This window comes from Solibacillus isronensis (genome assembly GCF_023715405.1).
GTDB classification, from domain to species: Bacteria; Bacillota; Bacilli; order Bacillales_A; family Planococcaceae; genus Solibacillus; species Solibacillus isronensis_B.
The window spans coordinates 1,856,737-1,878,656 of record NZ_JAMBOC010000001.1 but is presented as its reverse complement, the minus strand read 5'-3'; the positions used below and the strand labels follow the sequence as shown (position 1 = coordinate 1,878,656).

General features: G+C 40.9%; 21 protein-coding genes and 1 other annotated feature. All 21 genes read left to right on the top strand.

Annotated elements, in window-relative coordinates:
• Nucleotides 1–33 precede the first annotated feature (33 nt).
• A complete protein-coding gene (sigG, locus tag M3166_RS09535) occupies nt 34–804 on the top strand; it encodes an RNA polymerase sporulation sigma factor SigG (RefSeq protein ID WP_008403388.1) in 771 nt (256 codons plus the stop codon).
• 121 nt (nt 805–925) lie between these two features.
• Nucleotides 926–1,165, top strand: coding sequence for a PRC-barrel domain-containing protein (locus M3166_RS09530; protein WP_079525038.1), 240 nt, complete (start codon nt 926–928; stop codon nt 1,163–1,165).
• 75 nt (nt 1,166–1,240) lie between these two features.
• A complete protein-coding gene (locus tag M3166_RS09525) occupies nt 1,241–1,909 on the top strand; it encodes a YggS family pyridoxal phosphate-dependent enzyme (protein WP_251689483.1) in 669 nt (222 codons plus the stop codon).
• A gap of 11 nt (nt 1,910–1,920) precedes the next feature.
• A complete protein-coding gene (locus M3166_RS09520; RefSeq protein ID WP_251689481.1) occupies nt 1,921–2,457 on the top strand; it encodes a cell division protein SepF in 537 nt (178 codons plus the stop codon).
• A gap of 22 nt (nt 2,458–2,479) precedes the next feature.
• Entirely contained in the window at nt 2,480–2,740 is a 261-nt protein-coding gene (locus M3166_RS09515) for a YggT family protein (RefSeq protein ID WP_079525044.1), read from the top strand.
• 197 nt (nt 2,741–2,937) lie between these two features.
• Nucleotides 2,938–3,726, top strand: a complete 789-nt coding sequence (locus M3166_RS09510; RefSeq protein ID WP_251689478.1) for an RNA-binding protein — start codon at nt 2,938–2,940, stop codon at nt 3,724–3,726.
• Between the two features lie 95 nt (nt 3,727–3,821).
• Nucleotides 3,822–4,367, top strand: coding sequence for a DivIVA domain-containing protein (locus M3166_RS09505; RefSeq protein WP_251689476.1), 546 nt, complete (start codon nt 3,822–3,824; stop codon nt 4,365–4,367).
• Between the two features lie 66 nt (nt 4,368–4,433).
• Nucleotides 4,434–4,656 (top strand) — a binding site (T-box leader).
• 241 nt (nt 4,657–4,897) lie between these two features.
• Nucleotides 4,898–7,663, top strand: a complete 2,766-nt coding sequence (gene ileS / locus M3166_RS09500) for an isoleucine--tRNA ligase (RefSeq protein WP_251689475.1) — start codon at nt 4,898–4,900, stop codon at nt 7,661–7,663.
• Between the two features lie 91 nt (nt 7,664–7,754).
• A complete protein-coding gene (locus M3166_RS09495) occupies nt 7,755–8,471 on the top strand; it encodes an AzlC family ABC transporter permease (protein ID WP_251689472.1) in 717 nt (238 codons plus the stop codon).
• Nucleotides 8,468–8,794, top strand: coding sequence for an AzlD domain-containing protein (locus tag M3166_RS09490; protein ID WP_251689470.1), 327 nt, complete (start codon nt 8,468–8,470; stop codon nt 8,792–8,794). The genes M3166_RS09495 and M3166_RS09490 overlap by 4 nt, the downstream gene beginning before the upstream one ends.
• Before the next feature lie 270 nt (nt 8,795–9,064).
• Nucleotides 9,065–9,541 (top strand): signal peptidase II, encoded by a 477-nt coding sequence (gene lspA, locus M3166_RS09485; RefSeq protein WP_079525056.1) that lies wholly within the window; start codon nt 9,065–9,067, stop codon nt 9,539–9,541.
• A complete protein-coding gene (locus tag M3166_RS09480; protein WP_251689467.1) occupies nt 9,541–10,443 on the top strand; it encodes an RluA family pseudouridine synthase in 903 nt (300 codons plus the stop codon). The genes lspA and M3166_RS09480 overlap by 1 nt, the downstream gene beginning before the upstream one ends.
• 527 nt (nt 10,444–10,970) lie before the next feature.
• Nucleotides 10,971–11,513 carry a bifunctional pyr operon transcriptional regulator/uracil phosphoribosyltransferase PyrR gene (pyrR, locus tag M3166_RS09475; protein ID WP_251689465.1) on the top strand — a complete coding sequence of 181 codons (543 nt, stop codon included), beginning with the start codon at nt 10,971–10,973 and terminating at the stop codon, nt 11,511–11,513.
• A gap of 22 nt (nt 11,514–11,535) precedes the next feature.
• Nucleotides 11,536–12,834, top strand: a complete 1,299-nt coding sequence (locus tag M3166_RS09470) for a solute carrier family 23 protein (RefSeq protein ID WP_251689463.1) — start codon at nt 11,536–11,538, stop codon at nt 12,832–12,834.
• Nucleotides 12,835–13,082: 248 nt separating this feature from the next.
• Nucleotides 13,083–14,000, top strand: a complete 918-nt coding sequence (locus M3166_RS09465) for an aspartate carbamoyltransferase catalytic subunit (RefSeq protein WP_251689461.1) — start codon at nt 13,083–13,085, stop codon at nt 13,998–14,000.
• The gene (locus M3166_RS09460) at nt 13,963–15,237 is read left to right on the top strand and encodes a dihydroorotase (RefSeq protein WP_251689459.1); all 1,275 of its coding nucleotides are present in this window, start codon (nt 13,963–13,965) and stop codon (nt 15,235–15,237) included. Before M3166_RS09465 ends, M3166_RS09460 begins: the two co-directional genes overlap by 38 nt.
• Nucleotides 15,237–16,337, top strand: coding sequence for a carbamoyl phosphate synthase small subunit (locus M3166_RS09455; protein WP_251689457.1), 1,101 nt, complete (start codon nt 15,237–15,239; stop codon nt 16,335–16,337). Before M3166_RS09460 ends, M3166_RS09455 begins: the two co-directional genes overlap by 1 nt.
• Entirely contained in the window at nt 16,330–19,527 is a 3,198-nt protein-coding gene (carB, locus tag M3166_RS09450) for a carbamoyl-phosphate synthase large subunit (protein WP_251689455.1), read from the top strand. Before M3166_RS09455 ends, carB begins: the two co-directional genes overlap by 8 nt.
• A 1-nt stretch (nt 19,528) precedes the next feature.
• Complete coding sequence (locus tag M3166_RS09445; RefSeq protein WP_251689453.1) at nt 19,529–20,302, top strand: dihydroorotate dehydrogenase electron transfer subunit; 774 nt, start codon at nt 19,529–19,531, stop codon at nt 20,300–20,302.
• Nucleotides 20,299–21,210 (top strand): dihydroorotate dehydrogenase, encoded by a 912-nt coding sequence (locus M3166_RS09440; protein WP_251689451.1) that lies wholly within the window; start codon nt 20,299–20,301, stop codon nt 21,208–21,210. Before M3166_RS09445 ends, M3166_RS09440 begins: the two co-directional genes overlap by 4 nt.
• A gap of 1 nt (nt 21,211) precedes the next feature.
• Entirely contained in the window at nt 21,212–21,919 is a 708-nt protein-coding gene (gene pyrF, locus M3166_RS09435; RefSeq protein WP_251689449.1) for an orotidine-5'-phosphate decarboxylase, read from the top strand.
• Nucleotide 21,920: the final 1 nt, after the last annotated feature.

The following is a 21,920-nucleotide window of genomic DNA, read 5'->3' as shown; positions in this document are numbered from 1 at the left end:
CAAAAGACAATCAAGTTCGGAAGGTGAAGTTGGATGCGTACAAAAGTGGAATTGTGTGGTGTGGATACATCTACATTACCAGTACTGAAGCCAGATGAAATGAAAGATTTATTTATACGATTACAGCAAGGAGAATGGATTGTTCGGGAGCAGCTTGTTTTCTGCAATTTACGCTTAGTGCTCAGTATTGTCGGCCGATACGCTTATCGTGGCGAACAGGCAGATGATTTATTCCAAGTAGGATGTATTGGTTTATTAAAAGCAATTGATAATTTTGATTTGAAGCATAATGTTCGATTTTCAACATATGCTGTACCGATGATTATGGGAGAAATCCGCAGACACCTGCGCGATCATCATGCACTGCGTGTGTCTCGTTCATTGCGTGATATTGCGTATAAAGCGATGAAAGCGAAAGAACAATTTATTGCGGAACATTTAACAGAACCCACAATCGAGCAATTGGCACAGGCAATTGAGATGAAAAAAGAAGATGTATTGTTTGCTCTTGATGCAATTCAAGACCCGATGTCACTGCAGGAACCGATTTATTCCGATGGTGGCGATGCGATCTTTATGATTGACCAAATTAAAGATAAAGTGACAGAAGAGCATTGGGTCGGCTCGATTTCATTGCAAGAAAGTATGAAAAAGCTAAATAGCAGACAAAAAATGATTATAGAAAAGCGCTTTTTCCTAGGAGAAACTCAAACGGAAATTGCCCAGTCTTTAGGTATTTCACAAGCGCAAATATCAAGATTGGAAAAAAGTGCGGTAGAATTGATGAAGCGGGATTTCCGTTAATTAGATAGAAATTCTGAGGGACTGTCCAACACGTAGGGCTGTCCCTTTCATCATAATTTCACAATGTTTGAATACTTATAATGAGGTAAAAGTAAATTAATGATACAGAGAGGATGGAGGAATGCGATTTTCATCCGTTCAGGAAAAGGAAATCATTGAGGCAACAAGCGGAAAATTTATCGGTTATATTGTAGATGCGGAGGTGGATGAAAAAGAAGGAGCCATTACTGCATTTATAATTTCCCCGCCAAAAAAGTTTTACCATTTATTTCAAGGGGAAGAGTTAGTTAAGAAAATTCTCTTTAGTAATATACTCACAGTCGGAAAAGATGTCATCTTAGTGAAATCACCGGATGAATAGTTCACGCTATTCATTGAAAATTAAACTATCACTTGATACAATGAGAGAAACTATTGTTGTAAAGTTGGGAAAAAAGTGACGAAAATCATAGAAAATTTAAAACAGATTCAACATCAAATAGAAATTGCAAAACAACGTGTCAATGCTGAACAGGCAGTCCAGATTATTGCTGTAACGAAAGAAGTAGATGTCAACCGGACAGAAGAGGCAATTGAAGCGGGACTTGTCCATTTAGGAGAAAACCGTCCTGAAGGCTTATTAAATAAGCTGGATTCGATTAACTCAGCTGTTTCCTGGCACTATATAGGTTCAATACAGACGAGAAAAGTAAAGCAAGTAATTGATCAGATTGATTATTTACATTCTCTTGATCGATTAAGCCTGGCAGAAGAAATTGAAAAAAGAGCAACAAAACGAGTGAAATGTTTCTTGCAAGTAAATGTTTCCGGTGAAGAATCGAAACATGGCTTAACGAAAGAACAAGCGCTGGATTTTGTAAAGCAGCTTGAGCAATTTTCAAAAATTGAAGTAGTAGGTTTAATGACAATGGCTCCTTTTACTGAAGATGAAACGATGATTAGACAAGTGTTTAAACAGTTAAAACAATTGCAACAAGAAGTGTCACAATTGAACATTCCAAATGTACCTTGTACTGAATTATCGATGGGCATGTCAAATGACTACGAAATTGCAGTTGAAGAAGGGGCAACATTTGTTAGAATTGGAACAGCTCTTGTTGGCTAAGGAGGATTAATATGAGCATTAAAAATATTTTTGACAAGTTCTTTTATTTAGAAGAAATAGAAGAAGATTATGCTCCTGCCCAAACGCAAACAGTGCAAAAACAAGCACCAAAAGCAGTTCAAAATGAACCACAGCAATTTTACCAGGATTATGGACAAAAGCAGCAACCACAACTCATTCAAAACCGAATGAAGAAGGAGCGTAAAATGCAACAGCAACCACCACGCAATGAAGTCGTGATGCAAAATCATAACAATGTTGTGAGCCTTCAAGCTGCGTCTTCATCGAAGAATTCCAAATTAGTATTATTAGAACCACGCGTGTATGCAGAGGCGCAGGATATCGCAGAACATTTGAAAAATAAACGTGCTACCGTTGTTAATTTACAGCGCATCGACCGAGATCAAGGGAAGCGAATAATCGATTTTCTGAGCGGAACAGTGTATGCTTTAGGTGGAGATATTCAGCGTATTGGAAATGATATTTTCTTATGTACACCAGAAAATGTAGAAGTATCAGGAGAAATTTCTAATTTAACGTTCGAGTAATTAAATTTTGTGAGGTAAAAATATGATTATATTTTCAATTGTATCAACAGCATTTCTTGTTTACCGTTTTATGCTGATTGGATACATATTAATGTCTTGGGTTCCGGCATTGCAAGAATCGGCTGTTGGTCGTTTCCTGGAAACAGTATGTGAACCGTATTTAGGATTCTTCCGCAAATTTATTCCACCGATTGGGATGATTGATATTTCACCAATTGTCGGTTTATTCGCGTTAGTATTTATCGAGCGAGGCGTCTATGGCGTCCTAGCATTTTTCTTATAATCTAATTGAACTCCTGCCATTGTAGGAGTTTTCTTTATTTCCGGTTGTTTCGCGGTTATCGGATTGAAATGGGGCAACATTCAACTGGAAAAGGTTTTAAATTGGCTGAATGCATGCTGTATACATAAATTAAAAGTTTAATTTAATCAGAAAGTGGAAAAATTAGTAACACAGTTTAAAAGAAAGTAGGAATTATGATGGAGCATTTAATCCAACATTTTCGTAAAGATGAACAACCTTTCATTGAGCAAGTTATTGGATGGCAGCGTGAAGTAGAGGATCGCTATGCTCCAAAATTGACCGATTTTTTAGATCCGAGACAGCGTTTTATCGTAGAGTCCATCGTTCAGCAATCAGATGATCTCCATGTGTTCACTGAAGGTATATTTGAAGAGGCGGAACGTAAACGAATGCTGATAGCCCCTTCGTATTATGAGCCGGCAGAAACGGATTTTCAAATTGCTGTATATTCACTGAATTACCCGACAAAATTTGTCCAGCTGCGCCATCCTGATGTGTTAGGGGCCTTATTATCGATAGGCTTAGACCGCAGCAAGTTTGGGGATATTCGGCTAGCCGATAATACGGTCCAATTTGCCATTGCATCGGAAATCGCGGATTATGTGCGGATGCATTTAACGAGTATCGGCAAAGTGAAAGTAAGTGCTGAGGAAATGGATGCCACTACACCGTATATCCAAAATGAGGAGCAATGGGTCGAAAGCTCGCATACGGTTTCTTCAATGCGCCTTGATGTGGTTTTAGCAACAATCGTTAATATCTCCCGCCAAAAATCACAAAGTTTAATCAATGCCGGAAAAGTAAAAGTTAACTGGACTGTCAGGGAAGCTGTGGCTTTTGAATTGCAGGAAGGCGACATTATTTCAGCAAGAGGATATGGACGGTTAAAAGTCATCCTGACAGAAGGACGGACAAAAAAAGATAAGATTCGATTACAAGTAGGACGTTTAGAGCAAAAAGTATAATTTTCAACTGTTTTTTAGGAAAACATGATGTTATTCCCTAAAGAAACGTTTATAATACTTGTAAGAATGTACGTAAAAAAGGAGAGTAGAACGATATGCCATTATCACCTCTTGATATACATAATAAGGAGTTTACACGTGGGTTCCGTGGTTATGCAGAAGACGAAGTAAATGAATTTTTAGATCAGATTATAAAAGATTATGAAATTGTTTTACGCGAGAAAAAAGAGCTCGAAGAAAAGATTAAAATGATGTCGGAACAGATGAATCATTACAATTCATTGGAAGACACATTACAGAAATCAATTGTTGTTGCTCAAGAGGCAGCTGGCGAAGTTCGTCGCAATTCCGAAAAAGAAGCAAAGCTCATCGTTAAAGAAGCTGAAAAAAATGCAGATCGTATTGTAAATGACGCATTGGCAAAAGCGAGAAAAGTGACGATTGAGATTGACGAATTGAAAAAACAGTCAAAAGTATTCCGCAACAGATTTAAAATGTTAGTGGAAGCACAGCTTGATTTACTGAATACAGGGGATTGGGATCAATTACTGGAATATGACGTTGACTTAACGGAAATTCAGGAAAACAATCGTAAAGAAATCAAAGAAGAGAACCAAAATGACGAAAATGCCGTGTATTAGTCAACGGTACTTGACATTTTATACAGCCTTTTCATATACTGAAAAATAATGAATAGGATGCACTTGCATCAGGCTTTGACGGAGACAGTAAATTTAACATTGTGGTATAGCGATTCGAGGATGGTGAGAGCTCGAACAAAGCAAGTTAAATCGAAAATCACTCCTGAGCTAAATAACTGAAATTCGAGTAAGTTATTTCGTAGCACACGACGTTACAGTGTCTAATGAGGCTAATTTTATTTAGCGAATTTAGGGTGGTACCACGAGACTAATGCTCCTCGTCCCTTTTTACAGGGATGGAGGGGCTTTTTTGTTATTTAAAAAGCTACCAAATCCTTAAGAGCATTAAAAAACATGATAAATTTAGAACGCTACATTATTAGCTAAAGCTGTTGATTAGAATTTAGGGGAAGATTGAACGAATGCTAAAATCGTCACGTCCTGTGACAATGCATTCGTGAGCAACATTGTGTTGGCCCCGACCCGGATTAGAAATCAACACTCGATAAGATCACTAGGAGGAATTTACAATGGTAGAGTATAAAGACACATTATTAATGCCGAAAACCGACTTCCCTATGCGCGGCGGTTTACCAACAAAGGAACCGCAAGTTCAGGCACAATGGGATGAAATGGATATTAACAAGCTAGTACTGGAGCGTACAAAAGATCGTCCTCATTATTTACTGCATGATGGCCCACCATATGCAAACGGAGACATCCATATCGGTCACGCATTAAACAAAGTTATCAAAGATATGATTAACCGCCAAAAATCAATGTCAGGTTTCCATGTTCCATATATTCCAGGTTGGGATACACACGGTTTGCCAATCGAGCAGGCACTGACAAATAAAGGTGTTAAACGTAAAGAAATGTCGGTTGCAGAATTCCGTGAACTTTGTGAGAAATATGCTTATGAACAAATTGAAAATCAAAAAAGCCAATTCCGTCGTCTAGGTGTACGTGGTGACTGGGCAAATCCATATATTACATTAAAACCTGAATTCGAAGCACGTCAAATCGAAGTATTCGGGAAAATGGCAGAGAAAGGCTATATTTATAAAGGTCTAAAACCGGTCTATTGGTCACCGTCTTCTGAATCTGCATTGGCAGAAGCGGAAATCGAGTATAAAGATGTTGAATCGTATTCAATTTATGTTGCATTCGGCATTAAAGACAGCAAAGGCGTAGTACCGGCAGATGCCAAATTTGTCATCTGGACAACAACGCCATGGACAATTCCGGCAAACTTAGGGATTTCAGTGAACCCTGAATTCACTTATGCTGTCGTTGAAACAAACGGCAGCAAATATATCGTAGCAAAAGATTTACTTGAAAAGTTATCAGCAACATTTGGCTGGGAAGATGTTCAAATCGTTCAGGAAGTACAAGGTGAACAGCTTGATATGATCGTTGCAGAACATCCTATTTACAAGCGTGATTCATTAGTAATGGTTGGTGACCACGTAACTGCTGATGCTGGTACGGGTTGTGTACACACAGCGCCGGGCCACGGTGAAGACGACTATCAGATCGGGAAACGCTATGGTCTTGACATTTTATCACCAGTAGATAACGGTGGCTGCTATACAAATGAAGCACCTGGTTTTGAAGGATTATTCTACGAAAAAGCAAATCCGGTTGTTATTGAAAAATTAAAAGAAGAAAATGCATTATTGCATGTTTCTAAATTTACACACTCATACCCGCATGACTGGCGTACGAAAAAACCGGTAATTTACCGTGCAACACCACAATGGTTTGCATCTGTTGAAATGTTCCGTGATGAATTATTAGATGCCGTAAAAGCGACAGAATTTACACCGGCATGGGGCGAAACTCGTCTTTATAATATGATCCGTGACCGCGGTGACTGGGTAATTTCTCGTCAGCGTGCATGGGGTGTGCCAATTCCGATTTTCTATGCGGAAGATGAAACACCGATCATCACACCGGAAACAATCGCACATATTTCAAAATTGTTCCGTGAACACGGTTCGAATATTTGGTTCCAGCGTGAAGCGAAAGACTTGCTTCCAGAAGGTTTTACACATGAAGGCAGCCCGAACGGCAAGTTTACTAAAGAGAACGACATTATGGACGTATGGTTCGACTCTGGATCATCTCACCAAGGTGTTTTAGCAGAGCGCGGACTGAAATATCCTGCTGACCTTTATCTTGAAGGATCTGACCAACACCGCGGCTGGTTCAACTCATCATTAATTACATCTGTTGCAATTAATGGGCATGCACCATATAAAGGTTTATTAACACATGGTTTCGTATTGGACGGTGAAGGACGCAAAATGTCTAAATCACTTGGCAACACGATTGACCCGATTAAAGTAATGAACCAATACGGTGCCGACATCATTCGTATGTGGGTAGCATCTGTCGACTATACAGGCGATGTTCGAATTTCAATGGATATGTTGAAGCAAGTTTCTGAAACATACCGTAAAGTGCGTAATACATTGCGCTTCCTGCACGGAAATGTGACTGACTTTAACGAAACAACTGACCGTGTAGCTTATGAAGAATTACGTGAAATGGATCAGTATATGTACATGCGCTTACAGGATGTTGTAAAGACAATCCGTGAAGCTTATGACCGTTATGACTTCTCAACTGTATACACAACTGTAAATAACTTTGTAGCTATCGAGCTTTCTTCATTCTACTTGGATATCGCAAAGGATGTTGTATATATCGAAGGAACAGATAATAAAGACCGTCGTGCAATGCAAACAGTTATGTATGATACATTAATGGCACTAGTAAAACTATTAACGCCAATTATTCCACATACGACTGAAGAGTTATGGAGCTACATCGAATTCGATGGCAAGCCACAATCTGTCCAATTAACAGATTTTCCTGAAGTAGTAGAACAGGCAAACTTTGCAGAACTACGTACGAAGTGGGTAAAAGTAATCGCAGTACGCAACGAAGTGTTAAAAGCATTGGAAGAAGCGCGTAATGCAAAAACAATCGGTAAATCACTGGAAGCAAAAATTTCGGTTTATGCAGATAGTGAAACAGTCGAGCTATTGAATGATGCAAACATCGATTTTGCACAGCTTTCAATTGTATCTCAATTCGTTATCGCAGGTAGTAAGGAAAATGCACCTGCAGAAGCGTTGGTACTTGATAAAACAGCGTTAGTTGTTGAAAAAGCTGACGGTGAAAAATGTGAGCGTTGCTGGACAATTTCAGAAACAGTAGGCGCAAGCGAAAATCACCCTACATTATGTAAACGTTGTGCAGATGTTGTAGAAAACTATTACGTATAAAAATCCGGAACGCTATTGCCATTTTGGCAATGGCGTTCCTTTATACCTTTTTTATTTTTTGAAAAAATAAATTATTTAGGAGTTGTACATTTTGGAACGAATCGAACAGAAGCCATTAACTCCTGATACGTTTCTGCAGGGGGTAAAAGACTGTGTGCCGACATTGCTCGGCTATATTAGTATCGGTCTTGCATTTGGTGTTGTCGGAATTGCTTCGGGAATTTCGGTATTGGAAGTATTTTTACTTTCGGTACTTGTATATGCAGGATCCGCCCAGTTTATCTTTTGTGGCCTGTATTTAGCCGGTGCCCCTGTAACGGCGGTCATTGCTACCATTTTTATCGTCAATTTACGGCACTTGCTTATGTCTTTGACTATTGCCCCGTACTTCACAAAGTATTCCATGCTGCGTAATATCGGGTTCGGGACATTGCTGACAGATGAAACATTTGGTGTTTCCGTCGTTAGTGCCGGAAAAGAAGGACGTCTTGGCGGGAAGTGGATGGATGGCTTAAACATAACGGCCTATACAACTTGGATTGCGGCATGTACGATAGGCGGCGTTATCGGGCAATGGCTGCCGGACCCGGAAAAATGGGGACTGGACTATGCTTTGGTGGCAATGTTTGTCGCACTGCTTGTTCTGACACTTGCGAGCATTCCAAAAGAAAAATTAATGCATTACATAAAACTAATCCTCATTATGGTTATCAGCATGTACGGGATGCTTTACTTTATGCCCGGGCATTTAGCTGTCCTGTTATCAACCGTAATTGTTGCAACGATTGGGGTGGCATTGGAAAAATGACAACCTCGGTAGCGATGGTATTACTAATTTTAGGCTGCGCCCTAGTAACGTGGATTCCTAGAATATTGCCGTTTATATTAGTGAAAAATATGAAGATGCCGAAAATCGTGCTGCGCTGGCTTGCCTACATACCTGTCTGTATATTGTCCGCCCTCGTAATAGAAGGCTTCTTCGAGAAAGAAGAAGCAATCGTTACGGTTCATTGGCTTAATGTGATGGCGTTTATTCCTACGTTATTTATTGCTTTACTTACCAAAAGTCTATCGAAAACAGTTATTGCCGGAGTGTTGACAATGGCAGGATTGCGATTATTTTTTGGTTGAAGGTTTAGAGGGTTTTGAGCTTGTTTAGTTGAATGTGACTAAACAAGCTTTTTTCATAATTAAATGTAGTAGCTGCTCTTTTAATAGCTAATATGGATTCGAATGTAGAAGCTTGATCACCGAAAGTAGAATCTTTAGCATGAAAAGTAGATCTTTTACCTAAAAAGTAGAAGCTGCTGCTTTTATTGTCACTTTTCACACATTAAAAATATCAGATGGTCTGATATTATGTTAAAATAGGTAAGATATATCGTAAACGGAGGATTTGCTGTGTATAAATATTACGGAATCGCAATAATTGCAGTCATTTTGGATCAATGGACAAAGTGGCTCATTGTTAAAAATATGGAATTAGGGGAACGCATCAGTGTGTGGGATCCTTGGTTTGGCATCTTATCGCATCGTAATCGTGGTGCGGCATGGGGCATGTTGGAAGGACAAATGTGGTTGTTCTCACTCGTAACAGTTGCTGTCATTATCGCAATTATTTATTTTAATCATACAGAAGCAAAGGGTAAGCCACTATTTCATGTAAGTTTAATGTTGTTATTAGGTGGTGCGGTCGGTAACTTTATTGACCGTTTATTCCGAGGAGAAGTAGTTGATTTTGTCGATGTTTTTATACCGGTAATCAATTATCATTTCCCAATCTTCAATATCGCAGACGCAGCTTTAACAATTGCTGTTGTAATGCTTTTCATTACGATCATACTAGAAGAAAAAAAGGATAAGAAAAAGGTGAAATAATGACAGTAGTCACATTAACAATAGAAGAATTTGCAGGGGAACGTATCGATAAGGCGCTTTCACAAATGGAAGAATCTTGGTCACGTTCGCAAATTAGTAACTGGCTGGATGCAGAACGTATTTTAGTAAACGGTGCAACCGTAAAACCAAAATATAAAGTAAAGCAAGGGGACGTTATTGAAGTAACGATTCCGGAAGTAGAAGATTTGGAAATCATTCCAGAAGATTTAAATTTGGAAATCGTTTACGAAGATGCCGACGTATTAGTTGTGAATAAACCGCGTGGAATGGTAGTTCACCCGGCACCAGGCCATACTTCAGGCACATTAGTAAATGGTTTAATGCATCATTGTAAAGACTTATCAGGCATCAACGGTGTAGCACGTCCAGGTATTGTACACCGTATTGATAAGGATACGTCCGGTTTATTAATGGTTGCAAAAAATGATGTTGCTCATGAAAGTCTTGTTAATCAGCTTGTTGAGAAATCGGTAACACGTAAGTATACGGCTTTAGTACATGGTCATATTGCGCATGAAAAAGGAACAATTGATGCACCAATCGGCCGTGACCAAAAAGACCGTCAAAAGCAGGCAGTTGTTGATAAGGGCAAGCATGCCGTTACACATTTCCAAGTAATCGAGCGTTTCGGTGAGTTTACTTTAGTGGAGTGCCGTCTTGAAACAGGACGTACTCACCAAATTCGTGTGCATATGAATTACATCGGCTTCCCGTTAGCAGGCGATCCAAAATACGGTCCAAGAAAAACAATCGATTTCGGCGGCCAAGTATTACATGCAGGTGTATTAGGATTTATCCACCCTGTAACGAAAGAATATTTAGAGTTTGAATCACCACTACCGGAAGATTTCAAACAATTATTAGAAGAATTACGCGGGTAATCGCGAACAGCCGTCTCCTTTTTTGGGGGAGGCTGTTTTTTTTAGGTTGGGAAGCATTGCCCCGGCTTTTATTAGAACTTTTGAAACAGATATTAGACATTACTGCGGCGATATTAGAAGATTTCAAATTATATTAGAACATTCACCACACTTATTAGAAAATCCTCACCTCGTAATAAATTCAAACTCTTCAAACATTAATTTTCAGTTGTCTGACCTTCAAAAAGTTTATTGACTTATAAAATAATCAAGCCTATACTGACAACAGTGAGCTACAGAACTTGACGAGAGCAAGCAGGTAGTCACGGCAAATCAAATCAATCTGAATATTGTTCACCTTTAATGGCAGTCCAGAGAGGCTGAGAAGGGATAATGTGAAGCAACGGAATTTTTGTGCGCAAAAATACCCGTGTGCAGTTTTTCAACATGACTTTTCAAACCCTCTAGAACTTTCTAGGGGGTTTTTTGTTTGAAACTTACATTGATCATACCCAGTGAACACGGAAAAAACGAAAGGAGAAAAAAACATGGAAAACTTTACAGTATTACTTGATGGACCATCGATGAACCGTGCGATTACACGAATTGCACACGAAATTATTGAACGCAACAAAGGCATTGATGAAGTGATTTTAGTCGGGATTAAAACACGCGGTGCCTATTTGGCAAGACGGCTTGCGGAAAGAATCGAATCGATTGAAGGAAAAGCGATTCGCACAGGAGAGCTTGATATTACATTGTACCGAGATGATTTAACACCTAAGCACGATCAGGCACAAGTTAAGCAAGTCGATATTGAGCACCAAGTAAAGGATCAGAAAGTTGTACTGATTGATGATGTTCTTTATACAGGAAGAACAGTTCGTGCAGCATTGGATGCCATTATGGACTTAGGCAGACCGGCACAAATCCAGCTTGGGGTTCTCGTTGACCGGGGCCATCGCGAATTGCCGATACGTGCTGATTATGTAGGGAAAAATATCCCGACATCAAGCGTTGAACGCATTGTCGTCAATCTAGTAGAAACAGACAAAGAAGATATTGTAACAATTCATAAATTTGAGGAATAAGTGAATACAGGGAGAGAACATCATGACGAAAGCAGTATTGGATATTCATGAAAAACCTACAGTAGGGCAGCTGATTACATTTAGTTTCCAGCACATGTTTGCCATGTTCGGATCAACAATTTTAGTACCAAAATTAGTCGGGTTAAGCCCATCCATTGCGCTTTTAACAAGCGGAATTGCGACAATTATCTTTTTGATTATCACACAGTTTAAAGTACCGGCTTACTTAGGTTCATCATTTGCCTTTATCTCTCCGATTATATTAGTGGCAGGCTTAACAGAAGCAGGTGTTTCCATCAACCCTGGAAATGCAATGATCGGGGCAATGATGGTCGGGGTTGTTTATGCAATCGTAGCATTATTAATTTGGAAAACGGGCTATAAATGGCTGATGAACATTTTGCCGCCGATCGTCGTTGCACCGGTAATCATCGTAATCGGATTAGGATTATCAGGCACGGCAGTAGATATGGCGATGAATGTGGACGGCGAATATAGCGGGCTTCACTTCTCGGCAGCATTAGTAACATTAGCTACGGCGATTATTTTCAACGTATTCTTTAAAAATATTTTAAGCGCAATGCCGATTTTAATGGGAATTGTAGTCGGCTATGTATATTCAGTCATTATTGGAATCGTTGACTTCACGGCAGTACACAATGCGAAGTTCTTCGCATTGCCGGACTTTTTAATCCCTGGTGTAAACTACGAGTTCCAACTTACAGGAGCAATTTTTATCGGGATGGTGCCGATTGTCATTGTAACGATTTCAGAACATATCGGTCACCAGCTAGTATTGGGGAAAGTTGTAAACCGCAACTACATTAAGGACCCGGGCTTACATCGTTCCCTGTTAGGTGACGGTCTTGGAACATTTGCTTCAGCGCTGATCGGTGGTCCGCCAAAAACAACATACGGCGAAAATATCGGGGTTCTTGCGATCACACGTGTATATTCAGTGTATGTCATTTTAGGGGCAGCGGTTGTTGCCATCGTCGTATCGTTCTCAGGTCAGCTGATGGCACTGATTGAAACAATCCCGACAGCAGTACTTGGCGGTATATCAATCCTGTTATTCGGGATTATTGCAGCAAGTGGTTTACGTATGTTAGTGGAAAGCAAAGTAGACTTCGGAAATAACCGAAACATGGTCATTGCATCCGTAATATTGGTAGTCGGAATTGGCGGGGCAGCAATGCGCTTTACAGAAACCTTTGCGATTGAAGGAATGGCATTAGCATCAATCATCGGTGTCATCTTGAATCTTGTATTGCCAGGTCGTGAAGTTACAGAAAAAGATATTTACGAAACAGAAGACTAAAATAATATACCTTTTAAAGATTGTCCAGAGAGGCAAGGAAGGGTATGACATGCATGAAAGGTTCATCAACAGGATGATGCCTTACCTTGTCACACCCTCCAAGCCTCGCTAATGATGATAGCGAGGCTTATTTATGACGAGATATTGTATATTTAAACAAAAAGTAGATTAAATATTCATAATGTAATAAAATAATATCAAGCTAGCATTTGCGCCGGGGCGTAATTGATATAAGCGGAGGTACTCACATGAAAAACTTATTATCGATGGAACATTTGTCAAATGAAGAAATAATGATGATTTTAAATCGAGCACAGCATTTCGAAGTTGGAGAAAAACCTGTGTTACAACGTGAATTTCATGTAGCAAACCTTTTCTTTGAGCCAAGTACACGTACAAAAACGAGCTTTGAAATGGCAGAGCGTCGACTAGGATGTACAGTTATTCCGTTTGATGCGGAGTTCTCGAGCACAACAAAGGGAGAAACGCTGTACGATACAGTCAAAACATTGGAAATGATCGGAATCGATGCAGTCGTTATTCGGGATAAGGAAGATGAATATTACAACGAACTTTTAGAAGGTATCGGGTGTGCGGTGATCAATGCAGGAGACGGCGCAGGCCAGCATCCTTCCCAGTCACTGCTGGATTTATATACGATTCAAAAAGAATTCGGGCGATTTGAAGATTTGAATATTACAATCGTCGGTGATATTTCACATAGCCGTGTTGCAAAATCAAATGCGACTGCACTTACTCGTTTAGGGGCAAATGTTCGCTTCCTTTGTCCGCCAGCATGGGCAGGCAATTTCGAAGCGGCACATAGCTGGGATGAAGTACTGGAAGACAGCGATGTCATCATGCTGCTGCGTATCCAGCATGAACGTCACTCCGTAAGTAAAAACTTCTCAAAAGAAAGCTATCATGCAGAGTATGGCTTAACAATTGAACGTGAACAGCGAATGAAAGAGCGGGCTATCATTATGCACCCGGCACCGGTAAACCGCGATGTGGAAATTGCGGATGCCCTTGTTGAATGCAGTCGTTCCCGCATTTTTGAACAAGTGCGAAACGGTGTATTTACACGAATGGCCATTTTAGAAACGATTTTGAAAGGAAGAGATCAATATGACTACAGTTATACAAAATGTGAAGCTACTCAATGAGGAAGGCGAATTAGTAGTATCTACTATTGTAATAGAAAACGGCAAAATCGCTTCGATTAATGGAGACATTCCAGCTGGCGCTAAGCTGATTGATGGTAAAGGCCATTTCGCATCACCAGGTTTTGTCGATGTACATACACATTTACGTGAGCCTGGCTTTGAACATAAAGAAACAATTGCAACAGGCTCGGCATCTGCAGCAAAAGGCGGTTTTACAACAATTTGTGCGATGCCAAATACGAAGCCGGTACCGGATTCGGTAGAAAACATGCAGCTCATTAACGGATTGATCAAAGAAAGTGCAGTAATCCGAGTATTACCATATGGTTCATTAACAAAAGACATTTCAGGTGAAGTACGCACGAATATGCAAGAGTTAAAAGAACAAGGTGCAGTCGCTTTCTCGGATGACGGAATCGGTATCCAGCTAGCGTCGACTATGTATGAGCAAATGCAGCAGGCAGCAAAAATCGATGCGGTTGTTGTTGCACACTGTGAAGATAATTCACTTATTTACGATGGGGTTATGCATGAAGGAAAACGCAATAAAGAGCTTGGATTACCAGGGATTCCTTCTATTTGCGAGTCAGTACAAATTGCACGAGATGTACTGCTGGCTGAAGCGGCTGGTGCACGTTACCATGTATGCCACGTATCGACGAAAGAATCCGTACGTGCTGTAAGAGATGCAAAAGCAGCAGGAATTAAAGTGACAGCAGAAGTTTGTCCACACCACTTATTATTAGAAGAAATGGACATTCCATCAGATGATGCGAACTGGAAGATGAACCCGCCATTACGAGCTGCAGACGATAAAGACTCACTGCATACAGCACTGCTGGACGGTACGATTGACTGTATCGCGACAGATCATGCACCGCACACAGAAGAGGAAAAATGCTGCGGTATGGTTGGGGCACCATTTGGTATTGTTGGTTTTGAGACAGCATTCCCATTATTGTATACAAATTTTGTAGCGACAGGGAAATGGACATTAAAGCAATTAGTCGACTGGATGAGTGTAAAAGCAGCCCAAATTTTCGATCTTCCATACGGAACATTGGAAGTAGGCGCTTCAGCGGATCTTGTACTAATCGATTTGGATAAGGAACAGGCAATCGATGCAGAAGGGTTTGTTTCTAAAGGACGCAATACACCATTTAACGGATGGACAGCAAAAGGGTGGCCGGTAGTAACGATGTTTGAAGGCAATATTGTATATCAGGAGGCAGAATAATGAAGAAGCGTTTACTAATTTTAGAAGATGGCACTGTATTTACAGGTACTGCATTTGGAAGTGATAAAGCAAGTCAAGGAGAAGTTGTATTTACTACAGGGATGACAGGCTACCAGGAAACTATTTCAGACCCATCATTTTACGGGCAAATTGTTACATTAACATACCCGTTAGTCGGAAATTACGGCATTAACCGTGATGACTTTGAAGCAATTACTCCTGCAATCCGCGGTTTTGTAGTGCGTGAATTGGCAGAGCAGCCATCAAACTGGCGCTCGGACATGTCATTGGGGGATTACTTGGCAGCGCAAGATATTCCTGGCATAGAAGGAATCGATACAAGAAAATTAACGCGCATTATTCGTACAAAAGGAGCTGTACGAGCGATTTTAACTGAAGCAGATGCCGAAGTAGATATCGCACAGATCGTAGCTCAATTACAGGAAACACCGTATATTACACACCATGTCCGCGAAGTATCGCCAAAAGCGGCATACCCGTCTCCAGGACGTGGAAAACGTGTTGTACTGATCGACTTTGGAATGAAGCACGGAATTTTACGCGAACTGAACAAGCGTGACTGTGATGTACTGGTCGTACCTTACAATACGACTGCCGAACAAATTTTAGCAATGCATCCGGATGGCATCATGCTTTCAAATGGTCCAGGGAACCCGGAAGATGTAGCAGAAGGAATCGAAACAATTAAAGGACTAATCGGAAAAGTGCCAATCTTCGGTATTTGTCTAGGGCACCAGCTGTTTTCACTAGCTTGTGGCGCGAAATCATTTAAATTGCCATTCGGTCACCGAGGCGGAAATCACCCGGTAAAAAATCTGCGTACTGGTCGCACGGATTTAACGAGCCAAAACCATGGCTATGCAATTGATATCGAGTCATTAAAAGATACTGATCTAGAGTTAACGCATGTCGCTTTAAATGATGGGACTTGTGAAGGGGTACGCCATAAGAAATATCCGATTTTCACTGTGCAGTATCACCCGGAAGCATCACCAGGTCCTGAAGATTCAAACTACCTATTTGACGAATTTATCGAAATGATGGAAATTGAAGCAGCAAAGGAGAACCAATATGCCTAAACGTACAGATATAAATACAATTTTAGTAATCGGCTCAGGTCCGATCGTAATCGGTCAAGCAGCGGAATTTGACTATGCAGGGACACAAGCATGTCTTTCATTAAAAGAAGAGGGCTATAAAGTAATTTTAATTAACTCGAACCCGGCGACAATTATGACAGATACTGAAATCGCAGACAAAGTATACATCGAGCCAATCAGCCTTGAATTTGTATCGCGTATTTTACGTAAAGAGCGTCCGGATGCCATTCTATCTACATTAGGTGGTCAAACAGGATTAAATATGGCAATCGAGCTTGATGAATCCGGCATTTTAGATGAACTAGGAATTGAAATTCTAGGTACGAAACTGGATGCGATTCATAAAGCGGAGGACCGTGACTTGTTCCGTAACTTAATGTATGAACTTGGTGCACCGGTTCCAGAGTCAGATATTATTCATAACATGGAAGAAGCAAAAGCATTCGTTGCAAAAATTGGTTATCCGGTAATTGTCCGTCCGGCATTTACACTTGGCGGAACAGGCGGCGGAATTTGCTATAACGATCAGGACTTACAGGAAATTGTAACGTCTGGTTTAAAATATTCTCCTGTAACACAATGTTTACTGGAAAAATCAATCGCAGGCTTTAAAGAGATTGAATACGAAGTAATGCGTGATGCGGCGGATAATGCAATCGTTGTATGTAATATGGAAAACTTTGACCCGGTCGGTATCCATACAGGTGACTCGATTGTTGTTGCACCAACACAAACATTATCGGATCGTGAAAACCAAATGCTGCGAAACATTTCACTCGATATTATTCGTGCATTAAAAATCGAAGGTGGCTGTAACGTTCAGCTGGCATTGGATCCTTACTCATTCCAGTACTATGTAATCGAAGTAAACCCGCGTGTATCGCGTTCATCTGCATTAGCATCAAAAGCGACAGGCTATCCGATTGCAAAGCTTGCAGCAAAAATCGCAGTAGGACTTACATTGGATGAGATTAAAAATCCTGTTACAGGTTCAACATTCGCTTGCTTCGAACCGGCACTTGACTACATTGTCGCAAAAATTCCACGTTGGCCATTTGATAAGTTTGAATCAGCAAAACGTAACCTTGGTACACAAATGAAAGCGACTGGGGAAGTAATGGCACTTGGTCGTACATTTGAAGAAGCGATTTTAAAAGCTGTTCGTTCATTGGAAACAGGCCATGTGCATATTGAAATGAAAAATGCGGATGATTTAACTGATGCATGGATTGAAAAGCGTATTAAAAAAGCAGGGGATGAACGTCTATTCTTTATCGGTGAAGCAATTCGCCGTGGTGTGACAGTGGAAAAAATCCATGAATGGTCTGCGATTGATATGTTCTTCTTAACGAAGCTGAAAAAAATTGTAGATATGGAAACAACATTGGCAGAAAACATTGGCAATCAGGAAATTTTACGCACAGCGAAACGATTAGGCTTTGCAGATAAAAAAATTGCACAGCTTTGGGGAATGGAAGAGCAAGCGGTTTATGATTTCCGTAAAGAGCATGGAATTATTCCAGTATATAAAATGGTTGATACTTGTGCGGCAGAATTCGAATCGAATACACCATACTTCTATGGCACATATGAGGATGAAAATGAGTCCATCCGTACTGACAAACCTTCTGTAGTAGTACTTGGCTCAGGTCCGATCCGTATCGGTCAAGGGGTTGAGTTCGACTATGCAACAGTTCACTCTGTATGGGCAATTCAGGAAGCAGGCTATGAAGCAATCATCATTAACTCAAATCCAGAAACGGTTTCAACTGACTTCTCGATTTCGGATAAATTATACTTCGAGCCATTAACAATTGAAGATGTGATGCATATTATCGATCTGGAGCAGCCAATCGGTGTAGTTGTACAGTTCGGCGGACAAACAGCAATCAATTTAGCGGATAAGCTTGAAGCAAACGGTGTGAAAATTTTAGGGACATCACTTGAAGATATCGACCGTGCTGAAAACCGTAATAAATTTGAAGCGGCATTACAAGAACTGAAAATTCCGCAGCCTCCTGGCGATACAGCAACATCAGCTGAAGGTGCGATGAAAATTGCGGAAGGTTTAGGTTTCCCTGTATTAGTTCGCCCATCATATGTACTAGGCGGCCGTGCAATGGAAATCGTCTATAACATGGAAGAACTTGCTCACTATATGACAAACGCGGTTGAAGCATCACCGGATCACCCTGTATTAGTAGACCGTTACTTAACGGGACAGGAAATTGAAGTTGATGCCATTTGCGACGGTGAGAATGTATTAATTCCAGGGATTATGGAACATGTTGAACGAGCAGGTGTGCACTCAGGTGACTCAATCAGTGTATATCCACCACAAAAGTTAACAGATGCTCAGAAAGAAACATTAGTAGACTATACGACTCGCCTGGCAAAAGGCCTTGGTATTGTCGGCTTAATGAATATCCAATATGTAATGAGCGAAGGCGAAATTTATGTAATCGAAGTAAATCCTCGCTCAAGCCGTACTGTACCGTTTTTAAGTAAAATTACAAACATCCCAATGGCAAATATCGCAACAAAAGCGATCCTTGGTCAATCGATTATTGAACAAGGCTACCCAACAGGACTGGCAAAAGAACAGCAAGGTGTATTCGTAAAAGTACCGGTATTCTCATTCGCCAAATTACGCCGTGTCGACATTACATTAGGACCTGAAATGAAATCTACAGGGGAAGTAATGGGGAAAGACGCAACATACGAAAAAGCATTATATAAAGGCTTCGTGGCAGCAGGCATGGAAATTAAAACACATGGTACCATCCTGTTCACTGTATCGGATAAAGATAAACAGGAAGCAATCAGTCTGGCGAAACGCTTCTCAACAGTTGGCTACCGCATCGTAGCAACAGAAGGTACAGCAAAAACATTTGAAGCAAATGGTATTAAAACAGATGTTGTTGAAAAAATCGGCGGTAAAGGCAAAACATTGATCGATATGATTCAAAACGGTGAAGCCCAATTAGTAGTCAATACATTAACAAAAGGGAAACAGCCGGCACGTGATGGCTTCCGTATTCGCCGTGAATCGGTAGAAAACGGCGTACCATGTCTGACTTCATTAGACACAGCAGAAGCAATGCTGCGCGTAATTGAATCAATGACATTTACAGCAGAAGAAATGCCGAAAGCGGAGGTAGTACACTAAAATGATTCGTCAAGAGAAAATGACAGTTGTAGCACAAAAGCAAATTGCGACGAACATTTTCGAATTGACACTACAAGGACAACTGGTTCAGGACATGTCGCCTGGCCAGTTTGTTCATGTAAAGGTGTCAAATACATTCGAGCCCTTGTTGCGTCGACCAATCAGTATTGCCAATGTAGATAAAGAAAAAAATGAATTCACGATGATTTACCGTGCTGAAGGTCGCGGCACAAAATTTCTGGCAACAAACCGTGAAAATGAAATCGTGGATGTATTAGGTCCGTTAGGGAACGGGTTTCCTGTTGAAGCGGCAAAACCCGGCCAGACAGCGCTTTTAGTAGGTGGGGGAATAGGTGTCCCGCCGCTCCATGAATTAGCGAAACAACTGAATGCGCGCGGCGTGAAAACGATCCATGTACTAGGCTTCCAATCAGAGAATGTATGCTTCTACGAGGAACAGTTCAACGCTTTAGGCGATACGTACTTTGCAACAGTAGACGGAACGAAGGGAACTAAAGGGTTTGTTACAACGGTATTTGATGAAGTAAAACCTGAGTTCGATCTGTTTTATTCATGTGGTCCATTGCCGATGCTGCGTGCTTTAGAAGGCTATTACCCTGAAAAAGAGGGGTACCTATCCTTTGAGGAACGGATGGGCTGCGGTATCGGTGCGTGCTTTGCATGTGTATGCGATACGACTGAAGGTTACGGAAAAGATTATGTAAAAGTGTGCTCGGATGGGCCAGTATTCCCGAAAGGAGTTGTCGCATTATGAGCCGTTTAAACTTACAATTGCCAGGTTTGGACTTAAAAAATCCAATTATGCCTGCGTCAGGCTGCTTTGGCTTTGGGCGCGAATATGCCCAGCTTTATAACTTGTCAAAGCTTGGTGCCATCATGATTAAAGCAACAACAGTGGAAACGCGTAAAGGAAATCCGACACCGCGTGTAGCCGAAACATCAGCTGGTATGCTTAATGCAATCGGTCTGCAAAATCCAGGGATTGAAAAGGTAATGGCAGAAGAGCTGAAGTTTTTGGAAAGCTATGATGTCCCGGTTATTGCCAATGTTGCCGGAACAGAAGTTGCGGATTATGTGGAAGTAGCAGAGCGTATTTCAAAGGCAACTAACGTAAAAGCGTTAGAATTGAATATTTCTTGTCCGAATGTAAAATGCGGCGGCATACAGTTCGGGACGGATCCGGAAACAGCCAGACAGTTAACTGCTGCTGTAAATGCGGTTTCAACTGTACCTGTATATGTAAAACTATCTCCGAACGTGACAAATATCGTAGACATTGCCAAAGCGGTTGAAGCAGGTGGTGCGGACGGTATAACGATGATTAACACACTTGTGGGAATGCGTTTGGACGAGCGTACAGGGAAACCTGTCATTGCAAACGGGACAGGTGGCTTATCAGGTCCAGCTATTAAACCGGTAGCGATACGTATGGTGTATGACGTTTATAAAGCAGTAAACATTCCGATAATCGGCATGGGTGGGGTAACTTGTGCACAGGATGTAATCGACTTTATGTCCGCTGGTGCATCAGCTGTAGCAGTCGGGACAGCAAACTTTGTTGATCATTTCGTATGCCCGACAATCATTGAAGAATTACCGGACTTGCTGGACACGTTAAATGTGGACCATATTTCAGGAATTATCGGAAGGAGCCACCGTTAATATGAATACAAAACCTATTATTGCTTTAGATTTTCCCGGTGAAATAGACGTTATGAGCTTTTTAGCACAATTCGAAGCGAAACTTTTCGTTAAAATTGGAATGGAACTGTATATGCAGGAAGGTCCTAATATTGTAAGGAAAGTAAAAGAACAAGGGCATGATATATTTTTAGATTTAAAACTTCATGACATCCCGAACACTGTGAAATCAGCGATGAAGGGCTTAGCGGGGCTTGGTGTGGATTTAGTGAATGTCCATGCAGCAGGTGGCCGTACGATGATGGAAGGTGCATTAGAAGGTTTGGAGGCCGGTACACCAGCCGGGGCTAAAAGAGCAGCATTAATTGCCGTTACACAACTGACGTCTACGACAGAACAGCAAATGCAAGATGAGCAAAAAATTGCCTTATCTTTAAATGAATCCGTTTTACAATATGCGCAGCTGACAAAACAAGCTGGTCTTCAAGGTGTAGTCTGTTCTGTTCATGAGGCACAGGCAATCCGTGAAGCATGCGGTGATGACTTTTTACGGGTGACACCGGGGATTCGTATGCTTGGTGGGGAAGCACATGATCAACAGCGTATTGCAACACCGGATGGAGCTAAAAAGGACGGTTCATCACTAATTGTTGTAGGTCGTGCCATTACTGATGCTGTCAATCCGGTAAAAGCGTATCAAGAAGTTTGTAACTTATGGGAGGCTAACTAAA